Below are 22,986 nucleotides of genomic sequence, written 5' to 3'. Positions count from 1 at the left end.
TTCCCCCTAGTATTAATTACTAAACTAATATTTCCTTCTCAATTACTTTTTTATTTAAATCAAATATTTTTATATTTAAATTTCTAACTTTTGAATTATTATCTACTGTTACTTTATAATCTGAATCAACTTTTTTAATTTTAACTTTAAGCTCTTCAAAATCACCTTTTTCATAATTTTTAGTGATTCCATCATCATTGTAATAGATGTATTCAGCTTCATCATCAACAAAAGCAACTAAGTTTAATCTACTAGTGTCTAAATCTTCCACCCTTTTACTTGGTTTACTTGCCATTGTTACTATTTTATTTTTTCTTATGAACATTGGTACTTCATTTAATTTAGCATCTATATAATGATGACCTTGTCCTAAAACTTCATAATCACCATCATCATATTTTCTAGCTCTCCATAAAAGCATTTCTTCTGGAAGGTAAACATATCTTCCTAAAGAATTTTGTTCATATATAGGAGCTACCATTAAGCTATCTCCTAAAAGTAACTGATCTTCGATTCTCTTAACAAATTTATCATTGTACTCAAATGTTAATGGTTTGAAATACATTTCATTATTTAAAACAGCTTTCATATATTCACTATATAGATATGGAACCATTACATATCTTAACTCCAAAATATTTTTTAATACATCAACACTTTCACCTCTAAATGAATATGGTTCTTGGTGTCTAGTACCTAAAGCTGCATGATTTCTAAATAAAGGTGTAAACATACTAAATTGTGACCATCTTATAACTAAATCTTCTGTAGCATCTCCACCGAATCCTCCACAATCAGCACCTGTGTAAATAAATCCACACATGTTGATATTTGACATCATCTGCATGTTTAATTTAATGTGTTCCCACCAAGACATGTTATCTCCAGTCCATATTCCACCAAATCTATGCATACCTACTATTGAAGCTCTAGAGAATAATAAGAATCTCTTATTTTCTTCTATATTTTCTAATCCCTCAAAAGCAGCTCTTGTCATATTAAATCCAAATAAATTATGAACTTTATCATGTCTTACTTTTTCATTTCCTACTCTATGATAGAAACTTTGATAATCTTCCATACTATTTTGAAGTCTTGGGAATGTATCCTTAACATCAAAATAATCGTATATTCCTAAATTTTTACCTTTAGCTTCTGATATTTTTTCAAAAGCTTCATTTAATCTTTTTTCTGAATAGAATATAGCTGGTTCATTCATATCATTCCAGAATCCTTCGATTCCTTTATCAGTTAAAAATTTATACTTACTACCAAACCATTTTCTAGCATCTTTATTTAAAAAGTCTGGGAATAAAACTCTTCCTGGCCAAACTGCCGCAACAAAAGGTTGTCCATCTTCATCTAAGCAGTAATATCCATTTTTAACCCCTTCTTCATAAACATCATATCCATCTTCAATTTTACAACCTGCATCAATTATAGGGATAAGTCTTACTCCTCTTTCTTTTATTTCCTTAACAAAGCTTTCAAACTCTGGGAAAGCTTTTTTATTTATAGTAAAGTTCTTGAAATCCTCCATGTAATCAATATCAAGGTATAAACAATCAATAGGAAGTTGTGAATTTTCGTAATTGTCAAGAACTTCAAGAACTTCATGTCTATCTTTATAGCTCCATCTACTTTGTTGAACTCCAAATCCCCACTTAGGTGCTACATAACTCTTACCTATAAGTTCTCTGAAATTCTTAGTTATTTTATTTAAACTTTCACCTTCTATAATATATAAAGCGAAATTGTCATCATCTAAAGTTATTTTTAACTCATTACTGTTTGTGTATCCAACATCAAACTTTACTCTTCCTGGATGATCTATGAATAATCCAAAAGTTTTTTCTCCATAAATCATTATGAAGTTATGTGCTCCATAAAGACTTTTCTTTTCTGGTGTATGTGAAAAATCATCTGTACAGAAGCTTTCATACACCCAACCTCTTTTATTTAATCCTCTAACATTTTCCCCTAATCCATAAACTAAATCTTCATCTTTAAGTTCAAATATAAGAGTGTTATTTTCAAATTTAAAGTATTTTATTTCTTTTTCATGTAATTCTTTTCCTTCTTTTAAAACAACTGATTCTGTATTAAAAGGAGTTCCAAAAGTATATTTAATTATTTGATTATTAACCACATTACTTCTCATTTCATTTCCCTCCATTTTATGAGGTTCTCATATTCTTACATGAGTCCCTCTCAATTACCTTAGTTTCAAAAATTATATGCTTATGTTCTTCTTTCTTAGCTAATAAAGCAAGCAATAAATCTATGCTATTATTTGCCATCTGCTTTTTAGGCTGTTTTACAGTTGTTATTCCTGGATTATAATATTTGCTAATATCCATTCCATCAAATCCAACTATTGATATATCTTCTCCAACCTTCAACCCTTTATCTAAAACCGCCTTAGCTGCACCTACTGCCATAATATCTGATATTGAAAATATGGCTGTAATATCTTTTCTATTGTTTAAAATTTCAAGTGTATTCTTATAAGCTCCCTCATAACTATAGTCACCTATTAATACATTTTCATCTAAAAATTCTATGTTATTTTTCTTTAAAGCTTCCTTATATCCTTCTAATCTAAGGCCACTTATTCCAACATCATTTTTTTCTCCCAATAACATTGCAATGTTATTATGCCCCTTATCTATAAGATATTGTGTTGCCTCTTTTGCCGATAAAATATTATCTATTCCTATTGAAGAATACTTACTTTTACTTTCATTAGACATTGTATTAACTGATGTTAATACAACTGGTATGTCTAAAAATTGAAAGCTCTCATCATTTATGTTTAAGAAGTTTCCTCCCAAACAAATAATTCCCTGAAGTTTTTTTTCTTTTACAAAGGCTATTAAATTATCAACATCATCCTCTGTAGTATAATCATTTTGCTGAAGTATCATTGTATATCCAGCCTCTGTTATTCTACTTCCTATAATATTTATCATCTCTGCAAAAAATGGATTGAATACTCCTTTAACTAAAACTCCAATATTTTTTGTAATATTCTTTTTAAGAATTCTAGCACTATTATTAGGTATATAATTACTTTCTTTTATTATTCTTAATATTTTTTCTCTTGTTTCATCCTTAACATCAGGATGTTCATTTATAACTCTTGATACTGTACTAACACCAACACCAGCAAGTTTTGCTATATCTTTTATATTCATAAGACCCTCCTGATTCAGTTTTCTCTTTAAGATTGGAAATAATTTCGGTAACGATACCAACTTAAATTATAACCCTCAAGAAAAGCATTAGCAATAGTACTTTTAAGAGTTTAAAGAAATTATAATAAAATTCAATTATTTTTAAAATTATATTTTCTTAAAAACTAAATTGAATTTTTTTCATCACTAATACTTCAAAAATTTCATTAACCCTTTTACTAATTATATAAGATGGATTTAGAAGAAATCTTTTTAGATTTCTTCTATTAGTATTTTCCGTTTCATACTATTTATCCATACATTATTTATATATAAGAAGTATCTAAATTATCCTAAGTATTTGTCCCAGTAAAAATTATTTATTATATTAAAATTTAGCCTTTAACTGATCCAGCTGTTAAACCTTCAGCCATGTATTTTTGGGTTGCACTAGCAAATACAACTATTGGAATTGAAGCCATTATTGCAGCTGCTGAGTACTGTGTCCAGTTAGCTGAGAAGTTATTTGTAATAAACTGTTGCATTCCTACAGCAAGTGTTAAAGCTTCTGGTTCTTTTAATAAGGCTGATGAGAATACGAATTCACTATATGAACCTATGAATGAGAATAGGAATATTACTAGAAGCATATTTCTTAATAATGGTAATATTATTGTTAAGAAAGTCTGCCAAGTAGTAGCTCCATCAACATAAGCTGCCTCTGTTAATTCTTTAGGAATACCATCTATAGCTCCTTTAAGTAGCCATATATTATATGCACTTGCACCTGTTCCTATAATTATTAATGTAATTAAATGGTCCATACCATTCCATCTATAAGCTAAAGCTAATATAGCTGGTAAAGCCATAGCTGTTGGGAACATTTGAAGTAATAACAACATCATTAATCCCTTTTTTCTGCCCCAGAATTTCATTCTTGAGAAAGCAAAGGCCATAGGTACTGTTAATAATAATTGTATTATTGCTGTCGCTGTACATACTATTATTGAGTTTTTAAGCCAAATTAAGAAATTTGTTTCTGTTAAAACTTTTTTATAATTTTCTAAAGTCCATGCTTGAGGAAGTAAACTTGTTTGTGTGAAAGCTTCTCCCTTAGCCATTGATGCTGAAACTATTGAAAATATAGGGAATAATACTACTAATAACATAAACCATATAAATATTCTTGATATCCACAAAGTTCTTTTCTCTGCTGGTCTCATTTTCTTTTCATATTTAAATTGAGAGGTAGTAACTACTCCACTTGGTTTTTGTACTTTACTTTGCATTTTAATCTACCTCCTCAAATTGTCCACTGTATTTCATTTGAAAATATGACATAGTTCCTAATAATAAGAATATTAAAATACTTAATGCAGAAGCTATTTCAAATCTACCAAATTGAGTTGATAATTTATAGTTTACAGATGCTAAAATATCTGTGTAACCTGCAAATTGAGTATTAAGTCTTGCTGGACCACCCTTAGTAATTAAGAATGCTGAACCAAAGTTATTGAAGTTAAATGCAAATGATGAAATTAATAATGGATAAGAAACATTAGCTAATGTTGGTAATGTTATCTTTCTAAATTGAAGCCATTTACTTGCTCCATCAACATCTGCTGCTTCATAATAACTCTTTGGTATTCCGCCTAAAGCTCCTAAACAAATATTCATCATGTATGGGAATCCTAGCCATATATTAACCATGATGATTGCAAATCTTGCAAACTCAGGATCTGTTAACCAAGGAATTGGTTGTGATATTATATGTAAATTTACTAATAAGTTATTTATTGCCCCATAGCTTCCATTTAAAAGCCCTTGCCATGATAATATGGCTACTGTGGCTGGTAAAGCCCATGGAATTATTAATAATGCTCTATATATTGCTCTTTCTTTCATATTTGGATTGTTAATTGCCATTGCAACTATTAGTCCTAGAAAGAAAGTTCCTAGTGTTGAAAATATTGCAAATAATAAGTTCCAACCAAATACAGGAAAGAAAATTTCTTTAAAAGGTCCAGTTAAAACATCAGTGAAGTTTTTAAAACCAACAAATTTTATATCGCTTCCACTAAACATTGTATAATCAGTAAAAGCAATGTATATAGTATATATTATAGGACAAATTGTCAGTATAAGTATTGTTATTAATCCTGGCAATAAATACGGTGTAGCTTTAATTGTTTCTTGTAAGCTTTTCTTTCTCTTAGTTGCTTTTTGATCTGATACAGATTGCATCCTTTCTCTCGCCTCCTAAATACCTCTTATTTAGACTAACTTCTTATAAATAAGGGGGATTAAATCCCCCTATAAAATTATTTTCTGAATTATTTTTGTTGTGCTATACCTTGTTCTATTTGTTTAACTGTTGTTTCTGCACATTGTTGTGGAGTTTCTTTTCCTGAAGTTAATAATTGTAAGTTAGCTCCAGCAGGTCCCCACATTGCTTGAATTGCAGGTATATTAGGCATTGGAGTAGCATTCTTAGCTTGTTCTGCGAAAGCACTCATATATTTATTTTCTTTAAATTCTTTGCTATCTATATATTTCTTTAATACAGGTATTCTATTACCTTTTTGTAATAAGATATCTCCAGTATTTTCTGATAAGTATTTAACTAATTTCCATGCTAAATCTTTATTTTTAGATTTTTCACTTACGAAAGCAGTTTGAACTCCTAAGAAAGTAGGAACATTCTTACCAAATAATGTTGGCATTGGAGCTACTCCAAAGTTTACTCCACCATCTTTGAATGCTGCTACATCCCATGGTCCTGAAATATAGAATCCTGATTTCTTAGCTAAGAAATCACCTTTAGCTATATCTCCTGTTATATCTGGTTTCATCAATTTATCTTTTTGAACTAAATCTTGAATGAAAGTATAGCCTTTTATTGCTCCTGGTGTAGCTAGTCCAATATCCTTTGGATCTAAAGTACCATTGTTATCTTTATAAACATATCCACCATCAGCTGCTATAAATCCATATGAATTATAGAAATTATTTATATCATATTCAAATCCTGCTCCAGATTTCGCTACTTTTACTAAATCTTCCATAGTTTTTGGAACTTCTTTAACTTTATCTTTATTATAGAAAAGTGCTGTAGTTTCCTGAGCTATTGGAACAGCATATCTCTTTCCACCAATTGTTACTGCGTCTAAAACTTGATGTGATGCATATTCATCATCTTTAATTATTCCATTTGGAACTTCTGCTAATACTCCAGCCTTTTGGAATGTTCCTAAGTTATCATGTGCTAAACCAAACATGATATCTGGTCCTTTTGAACTATTAGCAGCTTGAATAAATGCTTGCATATCTGATTTATCTGTTAATACTTTTACTTTGACTCCGTTTTCTTTTCCCCATTTCTGAGCTACTTTATTAACTTCATCAACTTCTGGTTGTGTTAAATGTGACCATACAGTAAGTTCTTTTTCTCCATTTGATGAACTTCCTGAACCTCCACATCCTACTAATGTTCCTGCAAAAAGCATTGTTGTTGCCATTACAGTTGCTAGAATTTTAGTACGTTTTCCCATTCTTAAATCCCCCTCTTAAGTTAATTGGTTTAAAATGTGTTGATTTCATCTCTCGATTTCGGAAACGATACCAAAACATCTTAAAAAAATATTTTATCCAAAAAGAAATACTTTTTCAAAAAGTTTTTAGTATCGTTTTCATTTTCATTATATACCACTACGAAAACATTTTCAATATTTTTTTGAACTTTTTCTAGTTTTTGTATAGTTTTTATATTTTTATCTCTTTGATAAATTAAATTTTTTGTGTCTAAATATGATAATATACTTATTTAAAGTTAATTATTTGTTCTTATTTTTTAATTTCCTACTTTTAGATTTTTATTAATTTCACCTAAATCTTAAATTATCTTAAAGATAATATTACATAAATCTTATGTTAAACTGTAAAATATGTTTTAAATTTTATTAATTTTATCTACGAATTTACTATCAATAAACACATACTTTAAACTTCATTATCTTCAAAAACAATAAAGAGAGCAATAGTTATTTCTACTATGCTCTCTTCAAAATTTATCTATTCCCCTCTTTACCTCTCCATATTAGAAAAGCTATCTTAAAAATAACAGCTTCATTAAAATTTCTTAAATCATAAGATGTACACTTTTGAATTTTATCTAATCTATATATTAGAGTATTTCTATGTACATATAATTCCTTAGATGCATCACTTATATTAAGACCACATTTAAAAAATGTTTCTATAGTCTTAATCATTTCCCTGTCTAATTTAGAAAAACCTAAACCAAAATCCTCATACATCTTGTTTTTCAACTCTTTATCTATTGAATCAACTAGGTTTTCAAAGAGAAGATCTCTTTCACCATAAACCATTTCATCCAAATCATATTTTATTGCAAGATTTATTTTAGACATATTTATCTCATAGGCCTCTTTAATTTCATTTATATTATTTAGTTTCATATAACTTATATAACACTTTGTATAAAGATTTGATGCAATAGAATCCTTTATGCTGTTTGCATGTTCTTCAACATCCTCTAAAGCACCTATTATAACTATATTATTATCTTTAATTAAAGTAACTATATTTTTAATATCATAGCATTCATTTATAAGCTCTAATCCTTCTTGGATATGAGATGATAAATAAATGTTTATTACATAGAACCCTTCCTTTAGGAAATTTAGTTCTCTATTAATAATATTTTTATCAATATGAATACCACTTAAAGCTTTTCTTATGAGTTTCTCCTTATTATTAGAAACTTCTTTAATCTTACTTTCTATTAAATATTTTAATAAAGAAATACAGCTTTCATAATTCTTTTCTGTTATAATCTTACATATCCCATTATTAACTTTAAACTCTTGAAAAATAAATTCTTCATCATTTAATTCCTTAAAATTACATGGTGAAAATTCTTCCTCATCTAAAGTAACCTTAAAAGGTATCTTTGTGTTTGAATATAACTCTTCTAAGAACTTATGAAAACTGTACATATTAATTACCTCTCTATATTTAAGCTATCTACTATTATACTAATTTTAATTCAGTTTCTTTATCAAAAACATGGATTTTAGTAGCATCAATGTAGAATTTAGCTTCTTGTCCATTTTGTAAATGAGTACTTCCATTTACTCTAGCAGTGATATTTTGCTCACCTAATTTAGTGTAGATATAACTTTCAGCTCCCATTAACTCAGTAACTTCAACCTTTGATTTTATTACAGTTGTTGGGTTAGCAGCTATTAATTCTAAATCATCATCTAAATGCTCTGGTCTTATACCTATTATAACATCTTTTCCAATATATCCTTTTTCTTTTAATAATCTAGCTTTTTCCATTGGCATTTCAATCTTCTCTCCTTGGAAACAAGCAAAATATTTTCCGCCTTCTTCATTTATTTTACCTTCTATAAAGTTCATTTGTGGACTTCCAATGAATCCAGCAACGAATATATTAGCTGGGTTGTTGTATATTTCTTGTGGTGAGTCAACTTGTTGAACTATACCATCTTTCATAACAACAATTCTTGTACCCATTGTCATAGCTTCTACCTGGTCATGTGTTACATATATAAATGTAGTTTGTAATCTTTGATGTAACTTAGAAATCTCAGTTCTCATTTGAACTCTTAATTTAGCATCTAAGTTTGATAAAGGTTCGTCCATTAAGAATACTTTCGGTTCTCTTACTATAGCTCTTCCTAAAGCAACCCTTTGTCTTTGTCCACCTGATAAAGCCTTTGGTTTTCTATCTAATAGATGCTCTATATCAAGTATTTTGGCAGCATCTTTAACTTTCTTATCTATTTCTTCCTTTGGAACTTTTCTTAACTTAAGTCCAAATGCCATATTATCATATACAGTCATATGTGGATATAATGCGTAGCTTTGGAAAACCATAGCTATATCTCTTTCCTTAGGTTCAACTTCATTAACTAATCTATCTCCAATGAATAATTCACCTTTTGAAATCTCCTCTAATCCAGCTATCATTCTTAAAGTAGTTGACTTACCACAACCTGATGGTCCAACGAATACTATAAACTCTTTATCAGCAATTTCTAAGTTAAAGTCCTTAACCGCTGTGACATCTCCTGGATAAATTTTATAAATATGTTTAAGTGATAAATTTGCCATATTATATACTCCCTCACAAACTCTAATTATCTTATCGAATTTCTTTTATGATTATATTTTATAACAATTAACCGTTTTCATCTATAAGCATTATTTACAAAAGAATTCTTTAAATTTTGTATGATAATCTAAATAACATGTACAAATTTTACTTTTAATAGATAAATTATTGCACTTAATAATCAAAAAATATAAATTATATTTAGCTTTTTTATATTTTTATTCCAATAAAAGGTTCTATTTTAAGAGAGTATTGATTTTAGCTATCCCATAAGACTTACTTAACTTTAAGTGAAAATCAAAATTTTGGATTTTTTTATTTTGAACTTATACCTTCTTCCAATGAATATGAGAAGGTGCTTCTTATTTAAGTTTGAATATTAAAGAATAATAGTTAAAGCGAAGAAACTCCCTTTAGTAAAACAACTTTGCTTCTTAATGCTATTATTCTTCCATATTCATTGAAACTCTAAACTGTTTATTAAGATTGTCTTACAGTTCTATCTAAAATCAATACTAGTTTAAAACAGAACCTAATAAAATTAATATTAATATTTAGTTTAAATTATATCTTAAGTTCCTCTATAAAAATAACACCACTTTTAAATAAACCTAAAAACAATAAAAAGAGTATTTCAAAATAGAAATACTCTTTTTAAAATTCAAACTAATTACTTAGTATATTTTTGATGTAATAACTCATGAGCTTTTCCATGACCTGGTTCACCCATATATGTGTTATACATTTTTAATAATGCTGAGTTTTGATGTGATTTTCTCTTAGCTAAATGCTTGTCTTGATTATAAAGAACTGAAGCTCTGATTTCTCTTATATCAATCTTATCGCTTTCTTCAGCTGAAACATGTGGTTGTCCTCCACCATTTACACATCCACCTGGGCAAGCCATAACTTCTATGAAGTGATAATCATTAAGTTTTCCTGATTTAACAAGTTCAAATACATGAGAAGCCCCGTTAACTACTGCTATCTTATATTGATTTCCAGCTATATCTATATTCGCTTCTTTTATTCCTTCTAATCCTCTAACTACTTCGTAATCCACTTTTTCTAAATCTGCTTTTTCCATGAAGTCCTTAGCAGTTCTTATTGCAGCTTCCATAACTCCGCCTGTAGCTCCGAATATAGCACCTGCTCCAGTATATTCGCCCATAGCTGGATCAACTTCACCATCTTCTAAGTTAGCAAAGTCTATTTTAGCAGCTTTTATCATTCTAGCTAATTCTCTTGTAGTTACAACAGCATCTATATTTCTTATACCTTCATTTTCCATTTCCGGTCTATCTGCTTCATATTTTTTAGCTGTGCATGGCATTACAGTTACTGTAAAAACTTTCTTAGGATCTATCTCAGCGACTTGTGGATAATAAGTTTTTGATGCAGCTCCAAATATTTGTTGTGGTGATTTAGCTGATGAAAGATTTCCTAATAATTCTGGGAAATAATTTTCAACCTCTCTTACCCATGCTGGACAGCATGATGTAAACATTGGGAATGGTCCATTATTTTTTATTCTTTCTATAAGCTCAGTAGCTTCTTCCATAATAGTCATGTCAGCACCAAAGTTTATATCAAATACTTTATCAAATCCTAATTTTCTTAAGGCAGTATATAACTTACCAGTAGTATCTTGACCATAACCCATTTTAAATAATTCACCCATTGATGTTCTTACAGCTGGTGCCATAGCAACTATTACATGAGTGTCTGGATCGTTTAATGCATCTTGTACTCTTTCAATATGTGATTTTTCTGATAATGCATCAACTGGACAAGCAACTACGCATTGACCACATAATAAACAGTTTGTATCATCAAAACATTTTAATTCTTCTGGTCCAACTAATCTTACTCCATCTATTCTATGAAATTTTATTGAGTTAGTTGTTGTCTTAGTTCTACATGCAGCAACACATCTACCACATTTAACACATTTAGATCTATCTAAAACTATTGATTTACTTCTATCATCTACATATTCTGATTTATCAGCAACTACAAATGGCTTATGAGCTCTTGCTTTAGTCTTTATAACTAATTTTAAGAATTCACAATTTTCTCTTCTTTTACAAGGTCCACATTTAAATTCATGCTCATCTAAAAGTTCAGCTACTCTTTCTTTTCTAGCTTCTATAACTTTTTCACTATCAGTTTTTATAACCATTCCATCTTTAGCTTTTATAGCACAAGATCTCAATAGTCTATCATTTCCTTCTTGCTCAACAAGACAAACTCCACATTGTCCTTTGTTTCCGCAATTTTTCAACTCGCAAAGTACAGGAATGTCAAATCCATTTTCTCTAGCTAAGTCAAGTATAGTTTTATCACCATCAAATTCGATAGTTTTATCATTGATTATTATTTTATTCATGCTGTTCCTCCAATTTTTTGGATTTTTTTGATAAATATTAAACATCAAACCATATATCGTAAAAATCAGTTAATTTAAAAATCATCGTTACTATTCTAACATAATATTGAAAAAATATAAACAATACAAGCATCTATATATACCTTTTTATAACAAAATTTAAGGGAGAATTTCAAAATTCTTCCCTTAAACATAATTATTATCTTAACTTTTATAAAAGATTTTAATCTATTTATATATTTTCCCTTCTTCAATACAATCTAACACTCTTATTGCACCTTGTGCTAAAGCTAAAAGTTCATCTTCTCCACCATATACAACCATCGGTGCAATCCATTTTATTTTTTCATTTATAGCATTTGTAACATAATCACTATACGCAATTCCACCAGTTAACACTATTGCATCAATATTTCCATCTAAAACAACAGCCATAGATCCAATTTCTTTAGCTATTTGATATATAAATGCATCAAATATTAAAGAACCTTCTTTATCACCTTCCTGTGATAGTTTAATTAGATCTCTAGCATCGTTTGTATTAGCATAAGCAACAAACCCACCTTTTCCTACTATCTTCTTATAAAGATCATCTTTAGTATAATCTCCTGAGAAGCATAATCTTAATAAATCTCCAGCAGGTACCCCCCCTGCTCTTTCTGGTGAAAATGGACCATCTCCATCTAAAGCATTATTAACATCTATAACTTTACCATTTTTATGAGCTCCTACTGAAACTCCGCCTCCCATATGAACAACTATTAAATTTATATCATCATATGACTTATTATTTTCTTTAGCATATCTTTTAGCAACTGCTTTTTGATTTAATGCATGGAATTTACTTTTCCTTGGTAATTCTGGAACACCAGATAACCTAGCTACATCTTCCATTTCATCAACAACTACTGGATCAACTATAAATGCTCTCTTACCAATTTCTTTTGCTATTTCATTTGAAAGTATTCCACCTAAGTTTGAAGCATGTTGTCCTTGTACCCCAATCTTTAAATCCTCAAGCATAGCTTCATTAACTTCATAAGTTCCGCCTTCAATTGGTTTAAGCATTCCTCCTCTGCCAACTACTGCATCTAACTCATTTATGTTAATACCTTTTTCTTTCAAAACATTTAAAATAACATTTTTTCTAAATTGAAGTTGATCAAATATTGTATCATATTTTAAAATTTCTTCTGCTGAATGTCTTAAAGTCTCCTCTAAAACTTCTTTTTCTCCTTCATAAACACCTATTTTTGTAGACGTTGAACCTGGATTTATTATTAATAATTTATATACCATATATACTCCCCCTCATAAAAACTAATTATTTTAAATCATGAGCAACAACCGCAGCTATAGCTATTGATTTTACTTTTGTTTCAAAACTATCCGCTCTAGAAGTTAATATAACTGGAGCTGAAGTACCGACTAATAATCCACCATTTTCACACTCTGACATATAAGTTAAAGTTTTGTACATTACATTTGCAACATCTATATTAGGTAATAATAATATATCAGCCTTCCCTGCAACTTCTCCTTTAACCCCTTTATGTTCAGCGGCTTCTATTGATATTGCATTATCTAATGCAAATGGACCATCAACTATACATCCTTTTATTTGTCCTCTATCATTCATTTTTGATAATAATGCAGCATCTATAGTTGCTGGCATATTAGGATTTACAATCTCTACTGCCCCTATAACAGCTACTTTAGGCATTTCAACACCACAAGCATGAGCAACTTTTACTGAATTATTTATCATTGAAACTTTATCTTTAAGTTCTGGATAAGTATTAAAAGCTGCATCTGTTAAAAACATCAATCTATCCATTCCTGGAATTTCAAACACAGAAACATGTGACATTAATTGTCCTGTTCTTAATCCAACTTCTTTATTTAATACACTTCTTAAGAATGTAGCAGTGTCCACTAATCCTTTCATAACCATATCAGTTTTTCCAGTTGAAGCTAACTCGACTGCTAATAACGCGGCTTTTTTATCATTCGGTTCATTTATAACTTCAAAATCTCTTAAATCCATATTAATTTTATTAGCAATTTCTTTAATTTTTTCTTCGTTCCCTACTAAAATAGCATCTGCTATACCTAATTTTTTAGCTTCTCTTACTGCTTCTAAAACTGGCTCATCTTGTGCTACTGCAACAGAAACCTTCTTCATTCCATTTTCTCTTAGTTTTGAAAATAACTCATTAAAATTTTTAGCCATAATACTCAATCCTCTTTCTTTAATTTTGTTAAATTTATAACAATTATAAATAAAAAAAATTTGCTTACACAAATTTTCTTTTCAAAATTAACTACCTTATCTATATTCTACCAAAAAATATTCTGAAAACATAAGTTTTCAGAATATTCAATTTATTATTTTTCATTTAATTTTTAGACTCTAAATATAAAATTCTTTCATTATATTTTCTGCGACCTTTAATCCATCTACAGCTGCTGAAACTATTCCACCTGCAAACCCTGCACCTTCTCCTGCTGGATATAAGCCTTGAAGTGAAATACTTTGAAGCTTTTCATTTCTCTCTATTCTAACTGGTGCTGAGGTTCTTGTTTCTATTCCTGTTAATATACTGTCTGGATGACCAAATCCTTTTATCTTTCTATCAAAATCACCTATACCTTCTTTTATTCCTGATATTACATAAGAAGGTAGACATTTTCTTAAATCTTCAAATCTGTAATCATTACTTAAAACACTAGGATTTACTTTACCTAATTTAGTTGAAACCCTATCCTCCATAAAATCACCTAATAATTGAATAGGTGTATTATAATTACTTCCTCCTAATTTAAAAGCAAGCTCTTCATAATGCCTTTGGAATTTCATACCTTCTAAAGGATGTTCTCCCCCAAAATCATTTGGCCCAACAGTTACAACTAAAGCGGAGTTAGCATTTTCCTTATCTCTTGCATGATAACTCATTCCATTTACGCATAATCTCTTTTCTTCTGAAGAAGCATTAACAACTACTCCACCTGGACACATACAAAAAGAATATATAGCTCTATCTAAAGTTTTACTTTGATATGCTAATCTATACTCTGCAGCTTTAAGTCTTGGATGGTTAGCATACTTTTCTCCAAACTGACTTATATTTATAATTTCCTGTGGATGTTCTACCCTTACTCCTATAGCAAAAGGTTTTTGTTTCATGAATATACCTTCATTAAATAACATCTCATATGTATCTCTTGAACTATGTCCTAAAGCTAATATAGCTACTTCACATGGAACCTCTTCGCCATTTACCTTAATTCCTTTTAATTTATTATCTTTCTTAATTAATCCTTCAAATCTTGAATTAAAATGTACTTCTCCACCATGTCTTATTATTTCTTTTCTTATATTTTTAACAACATTTTTTAATATGTCTGTTCCAACATGAGGTTTACCTTTATATATTATTTCTTCTGGAGCACCATTTCTAACTAATGCCTCTAAAACAAAATCACATCTTGTATCTTTTATTCTAGTTGTAAGCTTACCATCTGAAAAAGCTCCTGCTCCCCCTTCTCCAAATTGTACATTAGATTCAGGATTTAGCTTTCCAGTATTCCAAAACTCTTCAACTGTCTTACTTCTTGAATCAACATCTTCTCCTCTTTCAAAAACAATAGGATTAAATCCTTTTTTAGCTAGTAAAAGTGACGCAAAAAGTCCTGCTGGTCCAAGACCAACAACTACTGGTCTATGTTCTAATTTCCTATTTCCAAAATCAAAATCGAAATCATAATTAACAGTTTCTATCTTAACATCTTTATCATTAAGTCTAGCAACTATTTTTGCTTCATCCTTATGCTCTATGTTTACGCAATAATTGAATTTTATAAGATTTTTCTTTCTTGCATCTATTGATTCTTTTATTATTTTTATATCACCAATTTCATTCTTAGACATCCTAAGTTTTTTGGACAATTTATTTCTAAGTAATTCTAAATCTTCATTTATATCTAAACTAATATTATTTATTCTAATAGTCATAAATTTTCCTCCATTTTATTTTCCTTAGTAAATTATTTTACCACAGAATCACTCTAAAGTAATCTGTGGTAAAATTTATTGATTATTGTTTGTTGTTTTGTTGTTAGTTACTGGCTCAGTCTTCGAATCTTTTGAAACCTTTGTTTTATTACTATTATTTTCTGTAGTATTTCCTGACTCTTCATTCTTTTTAAAACTTACTTTTACTTCTGTTGGATCAGTTTTAATTATCTTAATATTATCAAAAGGATTTGTTATTGAAACTTTAACTGATTCTCCCTGAGCATTAAGTTTTGATACATTAATCTTATACGCAAATTTACTTGGATCAATGGTATTAACAACTTCTTCTGGTCCATCAACTGTTACCTTTATATTTTTAACATCAGTTTCAGAAGTATAACCCTCTAAAGTTCCCTCTAAAATTACTGGAACCTCTATTTCTTTTTGTATATCCTTACTAAAAGCTAACTTAACCTTTATTTGAGCTAAATTACTTGATTCAAGAGTAACACCATTTGGTATTTTTAAAACTGTTGATACCTCAGAATCATCACCAAACTGTGAAATATCTATTGGAGAAGATTCTACAAAATTCACTTTACTTAATGCATCCTCTGAACCTAACAATATAACCTTTGTCACACTTGGTGTGATAGATTTTAATGCTAATCCTTCTTTTGGTGTGCCTGTTGTTATTATATTTACAGGGACTTCTTTTGATTTTTTAACTCCAAATGATACATCAACTTTACTTGGATTTATTTTCACATTATCAATTTCATTTCCACTTCCATCAATTGCAACAACTGGTAAACTCATATTTACAGCCTTATTAACATCATTTATTTCTCCTTTAACTTCTAAGAATTTTATCTTATTAACTAAGGATTGTGCTCCTGATACTGTTGCATTTTCTGGATTTATTGAAATCTTATCTGCATAAGTTCCCTTTTCAGTATTAACTTTTATTTTACTCTCTATTGGAAGGCTTTTTTCTTGATATTTATCTAAAACCACATTAACCCTTAAAAAACCATTATTTTTTATATTTATATTAGTAGGATAGTTAGCTATCTCTACTGGAATATTATTATCTCCTTCTTTTAAAACATATGCTCCTAAATTCAATACTACTTTAAACTGTTCCTTTTTTACTTTATATATATCACTAGACGGCCCTTCTAAATTTAAATCCACAGTTAAATTTTGATTAGGTGCCATTACCAAATTATATTCCTTAAGCATATCTGCATTAACAATCTGTACTGGTACACCCTTTAATGTGTATTCTCTAACTGGATTTTCTACATTTATTATGTACAACCAAAGTGAAAAAGATAGTAGTAAGCATATAAATTTTACTAAGAAATTTTTCCCTTCAATTTTTTTAAGCATACTCTCACCTTCTCCCCGTAAGATTTTCCTCTATTATCACGTCTATTTCTCATAACCTTTAATAAAATACTCTTAAGTTTCTTACCGTCATAATTTCTAGTAAGTCTTCCTTTAACAGCTAACGATATTGCCCCTGTTTCTTCAGACACAATAATAACTAATGCATCTGAATTTTCAGATAACCCAATACCAGCTCTATGTCTTGTTCCTAATTTTTTATTTATTTTATTATTATTTGTAAGAGGAAGAACACATCCTGCTGACACAATTCTATCATTTCTTACTATTGTTGCCCCATCATGTAACGGAGTATTTTTAAAGAATATATTCTCTATTAAAGCAGATGTTATTATAGCATCTAAATTGGTTCCTGTATTTATTATTTCATTCAATCCAGTTCCTTGTTCTATAGCAATTAATGCTCCTGTTTTTGTTTCAGCCATATTTTCTACTGCTGTAACAAGTTCATCTATAACTTCTTCAAGTTTTTCATCATCTTGAATAACATGAAAATCATCAAATGCTGTACTTCCTATATGTTCTAAGGCTCTTCTTATCTCTGGTTGAAAAATAATAATTATTGATAATACCCCAATTGTAATTGTCTTTGTAAGAATAAAATTAAGCATTTGTAACCTTAAAATATAACTTATAGGTATTAATACTAGTATTAATAAAATTCCTTTTAATAATTGTTCTGCTCTAGTCTCTTTAATAAGCATATATCCTTTATAAAATATAAAGGCAACTATTAATATGTCTAAAACTGACCAAATCGTTACATCTTTCAAACTGTTTGTAAATATCATGATCAATTCTTGCATCAAACTCACCTCCATTACTGTAACAATTAAATTATACAATAAAAATAAGATTATAAAATATATTTTATAAGATTTATTCATAGTTTTACATATTCTAAGTAATGTTATCATATATTCTTTCATATATTTTAATAAAAAAAAATATATGGAGGTATGCAAAATGAAATTCAAATATAAAAAGTATATTGATAACTCATTAATATATATAATATTCGGTGTTCTTATTCTTCTATTTGTACTAGGCTTCTCATTTATAAGATCTAATAATGAAAAATCCTTAATAGAAGATTTAGGACGTTCCATATCTGAAATTAATCTAACAAATGAACTAGAAAAGGAAAACATAACATCTGAAAATTATATAAAATCTATTGAAAATAAACTTTCTAAAATTTCAATAATAGAAAATGATTTAAAATCTTTATCAGTTTCTCCAAAAAGAAAAGATTTATTAAACTCTCTTTCTAATGGATTAGATAAAAACAAAGAACTTTATAATGGAATATTAAATATATTAAATAATCCTGATTCATCAAAGATTTCATCCGAATATGAAGTTATATTAAAACTAAAAGAAGAATGTGAAAATTATTATTATATTTGTAGAGCTAACCTTGTGCCTATTTATCTTTACAAAGAAAATAATTCCTATCTTAAAGATATTTTTTATTATATAAATGAATTAATAAAAAGTAATAGAGATAAAAAATTTATGCAAAACCGTAAAAATGATTTTATTGTTGCTATGAAATCTATCCTTTTAAAGCTTTCTTCAATGGACGAGAAATTATTTGAAACTGCTAAATTAATAAAGAATTCTAATAGAGATTTGAAAGTATTAATTAATGATATAGATAATAAAAATGAATCTCTTCAAGAGCTTAAAAATGATTTATATTCTCTTCCAATACCTGAAAAGGCTAACGATTCATTCATAGCTTTAGAAAAATCATTAAAAGCCTATGGTACTTATATAAACTATTTCCGCAAAGGCTTAATAGATGAAATTGATGGTAAAAACAATGCTGATGAGTATTATGATAAATCTGAAAAACTTTTTAACGAATTTTTATCCTCCCTTAATGCCGTTGAAAAATGCTTAGATGCTTACATTAAAAATTAAAAATACGTATTATCTATGTTTTTTTGGTTACAATATACAAAGTAAAATAATTACCAAAAGGAGGTTCTTATGAGAAAGAATATTAATAATTACTACTTATTCTTTTTTGCCTTCGCCTTATTCCTAATTATAAATATTAACGCTAAGGAAATTTTAGCAACTTCTCATTCAAATGAGCATGTAACCAAAAATGATTATATAGGCTTAGTACAATTAGCTACTAATCCAAATGAAGCAACTCATTCTGCCTTAAACCTTAATACAGCTGATGAAGTTGTTGCAGTATTTAAAAATTCAAGCTGCACTATTCCACTAACAAAGGATGATATATACTTAATGTCTCAAGTTGTATATGCAGAAAGTAAAGGTGAACCTTTTGACGGAAAAGTAGCCGTTGCTTCAGTAATATTAAATAGAGCAACTGACTCCCATTTTCCAAATACAGTTGAAGGAGTAGTTACTCAAAAAAATGCTTTTTCCTGTGTTAGAGATGGAAAAATTAACACAGTACCTGATAATGATAGCTATGATGCTGTCATAAAAGCTATAGAAGGCAATGATCCAACAAATGAAGCATTATATTTTTACAACCCTAAGATTTCTACATGCTCGTGGATGAAAAACATTGAAAAAACAGGAATAAAAAGCATAGGTCAACATGTTTTCTTTAATGTTAATTGAATTAATAAAAAACTAGTTTATAAATTGCAAAATCAAATTGAACTAGTCCTTAATTATGATTTAAAAATTAATTATTATAATGAATATATTTCATCTAAGTGTATTTCAAATAACTCTTCCGGAGTCTTGTAATCAAGAAGCTTTCTAGGAAGAGTATTTATCTAATTTTCTATGAAAGATATAGTTTCAAGTGAGTAGTCTGAAATTCGTTTTCCCTTTGGGATAAAACGTCTAATTAAGCCATTATGCCGCTCATTTGTACCTTTTTCAAATGAAGAATATGGATGAGTGAAATACACTTTTGTTTTAGTTTCAGTTTTTTGTTCAAGTTCTGATAAATCTGCAAATTCAGATCCATTATCAGCAGTTATACTCTTAAATACTTCGCTAAATTTACTACCAAAAAACTCTTTAATCTTCTCAATGGTATTTGTAACAGATATTGCTGAATGGGCAGGCATTTTAGATATTATAGCATACCTAGTTTTACGCTCGACAAGTGTTATCAAAACGTTATCTATGTTAGATTTTTCACCTAATACACAGTCTATTTCCCAATGTCCAAATTCTTCACGGTTTTCAATAGAATTAGGACGATCTGAAATGCTAGTGCCAAGCTTTTTCTTATTATTTCTTACTCTAGTAGACTTTTTATTTCTATGAAGTTTAGCTGGTAAATCTATATTTTTTATAGGTAATAAGCCAAGGTCTACATAGTTATAAAGCGTTTTTGTTGAAATAATTTGAGAAGGACTAAATCTACATGAATGCAGAGCTTCACCAACACATGCATCTAAAGACCAGTCATCATTCTTAACTTTATCAACTACATATTTTATAAAATCACTACATTCTAATAGTTTGTATTTACGTCTAGATTTTAAGCGATTCTTCTTATAAACAGCTTCACCAGTATCAGCAAAATACACATTAAATTCTTTGACTTGCTTAATTTGCTTAGTAGTACCACGGCGTATTTCGTTTAAAACGGTGTTTATAGGCCTATTTAGTTCTTTTGCTATTTTGTAAGCTGAAAATCCATCTTTAAGACGTATTTCAACTATCATACGCTCTTTCATATTTAAGTATTTATTTTTTCTTGACTCTGTGTTATGATTTTGATACTCCATGGTGATTATCCTCCGTGTGTTGTATTTTGTTTCGCGATTAAATCATAACACAGTTTAATCCACCATGGATTTTTTATTTAGTTCAATTTCATTTTACAATTAAGCTTTTATATAATTTAATCTTGCAATTTAAGGAAATTATAATAAAAATTACACTCTAAATTTTAATTGCTGTTTTATATCTTCTTAGGGTTACTGCCATGGATGCTCTCCCTATTATAATTGAAATTAAAACAATAAAATATTGCTTACTAAATATAGATTTCATATTATTTAATTTTCCAGTTACATTTTATGATATTATTTTCAAGTATAATAGAATATCTAAACTTTGAAGTTTTTTTATTGTATATACTTATCTATTTCTAAGAAGTTAATATTCTAAAAATAGAAATGTTTTCAATAATAACTACTATAATTTTAGTTATATATTTTATTTGTATAGTTTCTCTTAATATTTTCTATTCTTTTACAGCCCCAGCTACTAAGCCTTTTGCTATAAATTTTTGAATTGATATAAATATAATCATTATAGGAATTGTAGAAACTATTGAAGCAGCTGCATAAATAGGCCAACTTGTAGTAGATCCACTATTCATCATACCATTTAAACCAAGCATCAATGTTTTTACTTCTGGAGCTTTTAAAAGAGCAGCTGAAATCATGAATTCACCGAAAGTACCTATAAATGAGAAGAAGAATATTACTATTAACATAGGTACTGACAATGGAAGAATTATTTTTATAAATATTGTAAAATGCGACGCTCCATCAACATACCCTGATTCATCTAACTCTTTAGGTATTCCATCAACAAAACCTTTCATAAGCCATATATTATAAGCACTTGAACCACATAAAACTATTATTAAAAACGGTATATTATCCATACCAAATGGTAACTTATACGCAATTGATAATATAGCTGGAATTGCCATTGTTGCTGGGAACATTTGAAGTATTAAAAGTGTCATTAATCCATATTTTTTTCCCGCAAATTTCAATCTACTAAAGGCATATGCTGCTGGCAAAGTCATTATAACTTGTACAATTGACACAAATAAACATACTATTAAACTATTTTTAATCCATATTAAGAAATCTGTTTCTTGAAATATATATTTATAGTTGTCAAAAGTTACTACCTTAGGAATTATTCCATTTTCATAAAAGCTTGTCCCAGGAGATAATGAAGCTGATATAATAGCCCATATTGGGAAAATTATTATAAGTATTGATACCCATAAAAATAACCTACTTATCCAAAGCTTAACTCTTCTTTTTTTATTTATTTTTTTCTTATAAACCAATGTTGTTGCTAATTCTTTGTTTCTTATAACTTTACTAATCATATTAATCCACCTCTTTAAACTGTCCTGATGCTCTCATTTGAATAAATGAAATTACACCAACAATAATAAACATTAATATTGATAGTGTGGCTGCTAATTCGAATCTACCAAATTGAGTTGACATTTTATATGCTGCTGACCCTAATATATCAGTATATCCTGCAAATGGTGAGTTTGGTCTAACTGGTCCACCTTTGAATAATAAGAATGCTACTCCAAAGTTACCAAAATTCATTGCCCATGATCCAATTAATAAAGGATAAGCTGTTCTTGTAAGACATGGAAGTGTTATTTTAAAGAATTTCTGAAATTCATTAGCTCCATCAATATCTGCCGCTTCATAATATGTATCTTGAATTGATGATAATCCTCCTAAGCATACATTCATCATATATGGGAAACCAATCCAAATACTTACTAAAATTAAAGCTAATCTAGCTGGCATTACTGTGGTAAGCCACATAATAGGTTCTTTTATAATATGTAAATTAAGTAAAAGTTGATTTATAGCTCCATATTGACTATTTAATAATCCTTGGAATGCTATTATTATAATTGTTGCAGGTAAAGCCCAAGGTAATATTAATATTCCTTTATAAATAAAAGATTCTTTCATATCTTCATTAGATAGTATTATTGCAAAAATTAATCCTAATGCAAAACTTCCAAAGGTTATTAATGTTGCCACCACTATTGTCCATCCAAACACTGGTAAAAACACTTCTTTTAATGGTC

17 protein-coding genes and 1 pseudogene are annotated in these 22,986 nt (G+C 28.7%); 2 read left to right on the top strand and 16 right to left on the bottom strand.

What is annotated here, in order from left to right; translation table 11 throughout:
- Positions 1-19: 19 nt before the first annotated feature.
- The 13 genes from Q1K13_RS01305 to cdaA form a co-directional block, all read right to left on the bottom strand.
- Positions 20-2,161: a TIM-barrel domain-containing protein gene (locus Q1K13_RS01305; protein WP_300347083.1), complete on the bottom strand. Its 2,142-nt coding sequence runs from the start codon at positions 2,159-2,161 to the stop codon at positions 20-22.
- Between the two features lie 16 nt (positions 2,162-2,177).
- Positions 2,178-3,197: a LacI family DNA-binding transcriptional regulator gene (locus Q1K13_RS01300; protein WP_300347080.1), complete on the bottom strand. Its 1,020-nt coding sequence runs from the start codon at positions 3,195-3,197 to the stop codon at positions 2,178-2,180.
- Positions 3,198-3,571: 374 nt separating this feature from the next.
- Complete coding sequence (locus Q1K13_RS01295) at positions 3,572-4,465, bottom strand: sugar ABC transporter permease (RefSeq protein WP_300347077.1); 894 nt, start codon at positions 4,463-4,465, stop codon at positions 3,572-3,574.
- A gap of 1 nt (position 4,466) precedes the next feature.
- Entirely contained in the window at positions 4,467-5,420 is a 954-nt protein-coding gene (locus Q1K13_RS01290; protein WP_300347075.1) for a carbohydrate ABC transporter permease, read from the bottom strand.
- A gap of 89 nt (positions 5,421-5,509) precedes the next feature.
- On the bottom strand, positions 5,510-6,727 hold the full coding sequence (locus tag Q1K13_RS01285; protein ID WP_300347072.1) for a sugar ABC transporter substrate-binding protein: 1,218 nt from the start codon (positions 6,725-6,727) through the stop codon (positions 5,510-5,512).
- A gap of 516 nt (positions 6,728-7,243) precedes the next feature.
- Entirely contained in the window at positions 7,244-8,194 is a 951-nt protein-coding gene (locus Q1K13_RS01280) for a PucR family transcriptional regulator (RefSeq protein ID WP_300347069.1), read from the bottom strand.
- Positions 8,195-8,228: 34 nt separating this feature from the next.
- Positions 8,229-9,338, bottom strand: coding sequence for an ABC transporter ATP-binding protein (locus Q1K13_RS01275; protein ID WP_300347066.1), 1,110 nt, complete (start codon positions 9,336-9,338; stop codon positions 8,229-8,231).
- A 671-nt stretch (positions 9,339-10,009) separates the two neighbouring features.
- Positions 10,010-11,728: a ferredoxin hydrogenase gene (locus Q1K13_RS01270; RefSeq protein WP_300347063.1), complete on the bottom strand. Its 1,719-nt coding sequence runs from the start codon at positions 11,726-11,728 to the stop codon at positions 10,010-10,012.
- A 228-nt stretch (positions 11,729-11,956) separates the two neighbouring features.
- Positions 11,957-13,027: a butyrate kinase gene (buk, locus tag Q1K13_RS01265; protein WP_300347060.1), complete on the bottom strand. Its 1,071-nt coding sequence runs from the start codon at positions 13,025-13,027 to the stop codon at positions 11,957-11,959.
- A 25-nt stretch (positions 13,028-13,052) separates the two neighbouring features.
- A complete protein-coding gene (gene ptb / locus Q1K13_RS01260) occupies positions 13,053-13,961 on the bottom strand; it encodes a phosphate butyryltransferase (RefSeq protein WP_300347057.1) in 909 nt (302 codons plus the stop codon).
- Between the two features lie 180 nt (positions 13,962-14,141).
- Positions 14,142-15,743, bottom strand: a complete 1,602-nt coding sequence (locus tag Q1K13_RS01255) for an NAD(P)/FAD-dependent oxidoreductase (protein WP_300347054.1) — start codon at positions 15,741-15,743, stop codon at positions 14,142-14,144.
- Between the two features lie 75 nt (positions 15,744-15,818).
- Positions 15,819-17,141: a CdaR family protein gene (locus Q1K13_RS01250; protein WP_300347051.1), complete on the bottom strand. Its 1,323-nt coding sequence runs from the start codon at positions 17,139-17,141 to the stop codon at positions 15,819-15,821.
- Complete coding sequence (cdaA, locus tag Q1K13_RS01245; RefSeq protein WP_300347048.1) at positions 17,108-17,965, bottom strand: diadenylate cyclase CdaA; 858 nt, start codon at positions 17,963-17,965, stop codon at positions 17,108-17,110. Before cdaA ends, Q1K13_RS01250 begins: the two co-directional genes overlap by 34 nt.
- 160 nt (positions 17,966-18,125) lie before the next feature.
- Here cdaA and Q1K13_RS01240 point away from each other — a divergent pair, with 160 nt between their 5' ends.
- A complete protein-coding gene (locus tag Q1K13_RS01240; RefSeq protein WP_300347045.1) occupies positions 18,126-19,088 on the top strand; it encodes a hypothetical protein in 963 nt (320 codons plus the stop codon).
- A 69-nt stretch (positions 19,089-19,157) separates the two neighbouring features.
- A complete protein-coding gene (locus Q1K13_RS01235; RefSeq protein WP_300347042.1) occupies positions 19,158-19,769 on the top strand; it encodes a cell wall hydrolase in 612 nt (203 codons plus the stop codon).
- Between the two features lie 74 nt (positions 19,770-19,843).
- Here the strand turns inward: Q1K13_RS01235 and Q1K13_RS01230 are convergent.
- The 3 genes and pseudogenes from Q1K13_RS01230 to Q1K13_RS01220 form a co-directional block, all read right to left on the bottom strand.
- Positions 19,844-20,899 (bottom strand): annotated as a pseudogene (locus Q1K13_RS01230) (IS30 family transposase).
- Between the two features lie 461 nt (positions 20,900-21,360).
- Positions 21,361-22,251, bottom strand: coding sequence for a sugar ABC transporter permease (locus tag Q1K13_RS01225; RefSeq protein ID WP_300347039.1), 891 nt, complete (start codon positions 22,249-22,251; stop codon positions 21,361-21,363).
- 1 nt (position 22,252) lies between these two features.
- The coding region (locus tag Q1K13_RS01220; protein WP_300347036.1) for an ABC transporter permease subunit at positions 22,253-22,986 on the bottom strand (734 nt) is incomplete at its 5' end.

The sequence above is a fragment of the Clostridium sp. genome, from assembly GCF_029267215.1.
Classification (GTDB): Bacteria; Bacillota; Clostridia; order Clostridiales; family Clostridiaceae; genus Sarcina.
Note: the sequence above shows the minus strand (reverse complement) of the source record. Positions and strands in the feature narration are given on the sequence as shown.

Coding starts and splice junctions, on each gene's coding strand:
- Q1K13_RS01280 (WP_300347069.1), bottom strand. CDS start 8,194: ATGTACAGTTTTCATAAGTTCTTAGAAGAGTTATATTCAAACACAAAG.
- buk (WP_300347060.1), bottom strand. CDS start 13,027: ATGGTATATAAATTATTAATAATAAATCCAGGTTCAACGTCTACAAAA.
- Q1K13_RS01295 (WP_300347077.1), bottom strand. CDS start 4,465: ATGCAAAGTAAAGTACAAAAACCAAGTGGAGTAGTTACTACCTCTCAA.
- ptb (WP_300347057.1), bottom strand. CDS start 13,961: ATGGCTAAAAATTTTAATGAGTTATTTTCAAAACTAAGAGAAAATGGA.
- cdaA (WP_300347048.1), bottom strand. CDS start 17,965: ATGCAAGAATTGATCATGATATTTACAAACAGTTTGAAAGATGTAACG.
- Q1K13_RS01225 (WP_300347039.1), bottom strand. CDS start 22,251: ATGATTAGTAAAGTTATAAGAAACAAAGAATTAGCAACAACATTGGTT.
- Q1K13_RS01270 (WP_300347063.1), bottom strand. CDS start 11,728: ATGAATAAAATAATAATCAATGATAAAACTATCGAATTTGATGGTGAT.
- Q1K13_RS01300 (WP_300347080.1), bottom strand. CDS start 3,197: ATGAATATAAAAGATATAGCAAAACTTGCTGGTGTTGGTGTTAGTACA.
- Q1K13_RS01235 (WP_300347042.1), top strand. CDS start 19,158: ATGAGAAAGAATATTAATAATTACTACTTATTCTTTTTTGCCTTCGCC.
- Q1K13_RS01305 (WP_300347083.1), bottom strand. CDS start 2,161: ATGAGAAGTAATGTGGTTAATAATCAAATAATTAAATATACTTTTGGA.
- Q1K13_RS01240 (WP_300347045.1), top strand. CDS start 18,126: ATGAAATTCAAATATAAAAAGTATATTGATAACTCATTAATATATATA.
- Q1K13_RS01285 (WP_300347072.1), bottom strand. CDS start 6,727: ATGGGAAAACGTACTAAAATTCTAGCAACTGTAATGGCAACAACAATG.
- Q1K13_RS01290 (WP_300347075.1), bottom strand. CDS start 5,420: ATGCAATCTGTATCAGATCAAAAAGCAACTAAGAGAAAGAAAAGCTTA.
- Q1K13_RS01250 (WP_300347051.1), bottom strand. CDS start 17,141: ATGCTTAAAAAAATTGAAGGGAAAAATTTCTTAGTAAAATTTATATGC.
- Q1K13_RS01275 (WP_300347066.1), bottom strand. CDS start 9,338: ATGGCAAATTTATCACTTAAACATATTTATAAAATTTATCCAGGAGAT.
- Q1K13_RS01255 (WP_300347054.1), bottom strand. CDS start 15,743: ATGACTATTAGAATAAATAATATTAGTTTAGATATAAATGAAGATTTA.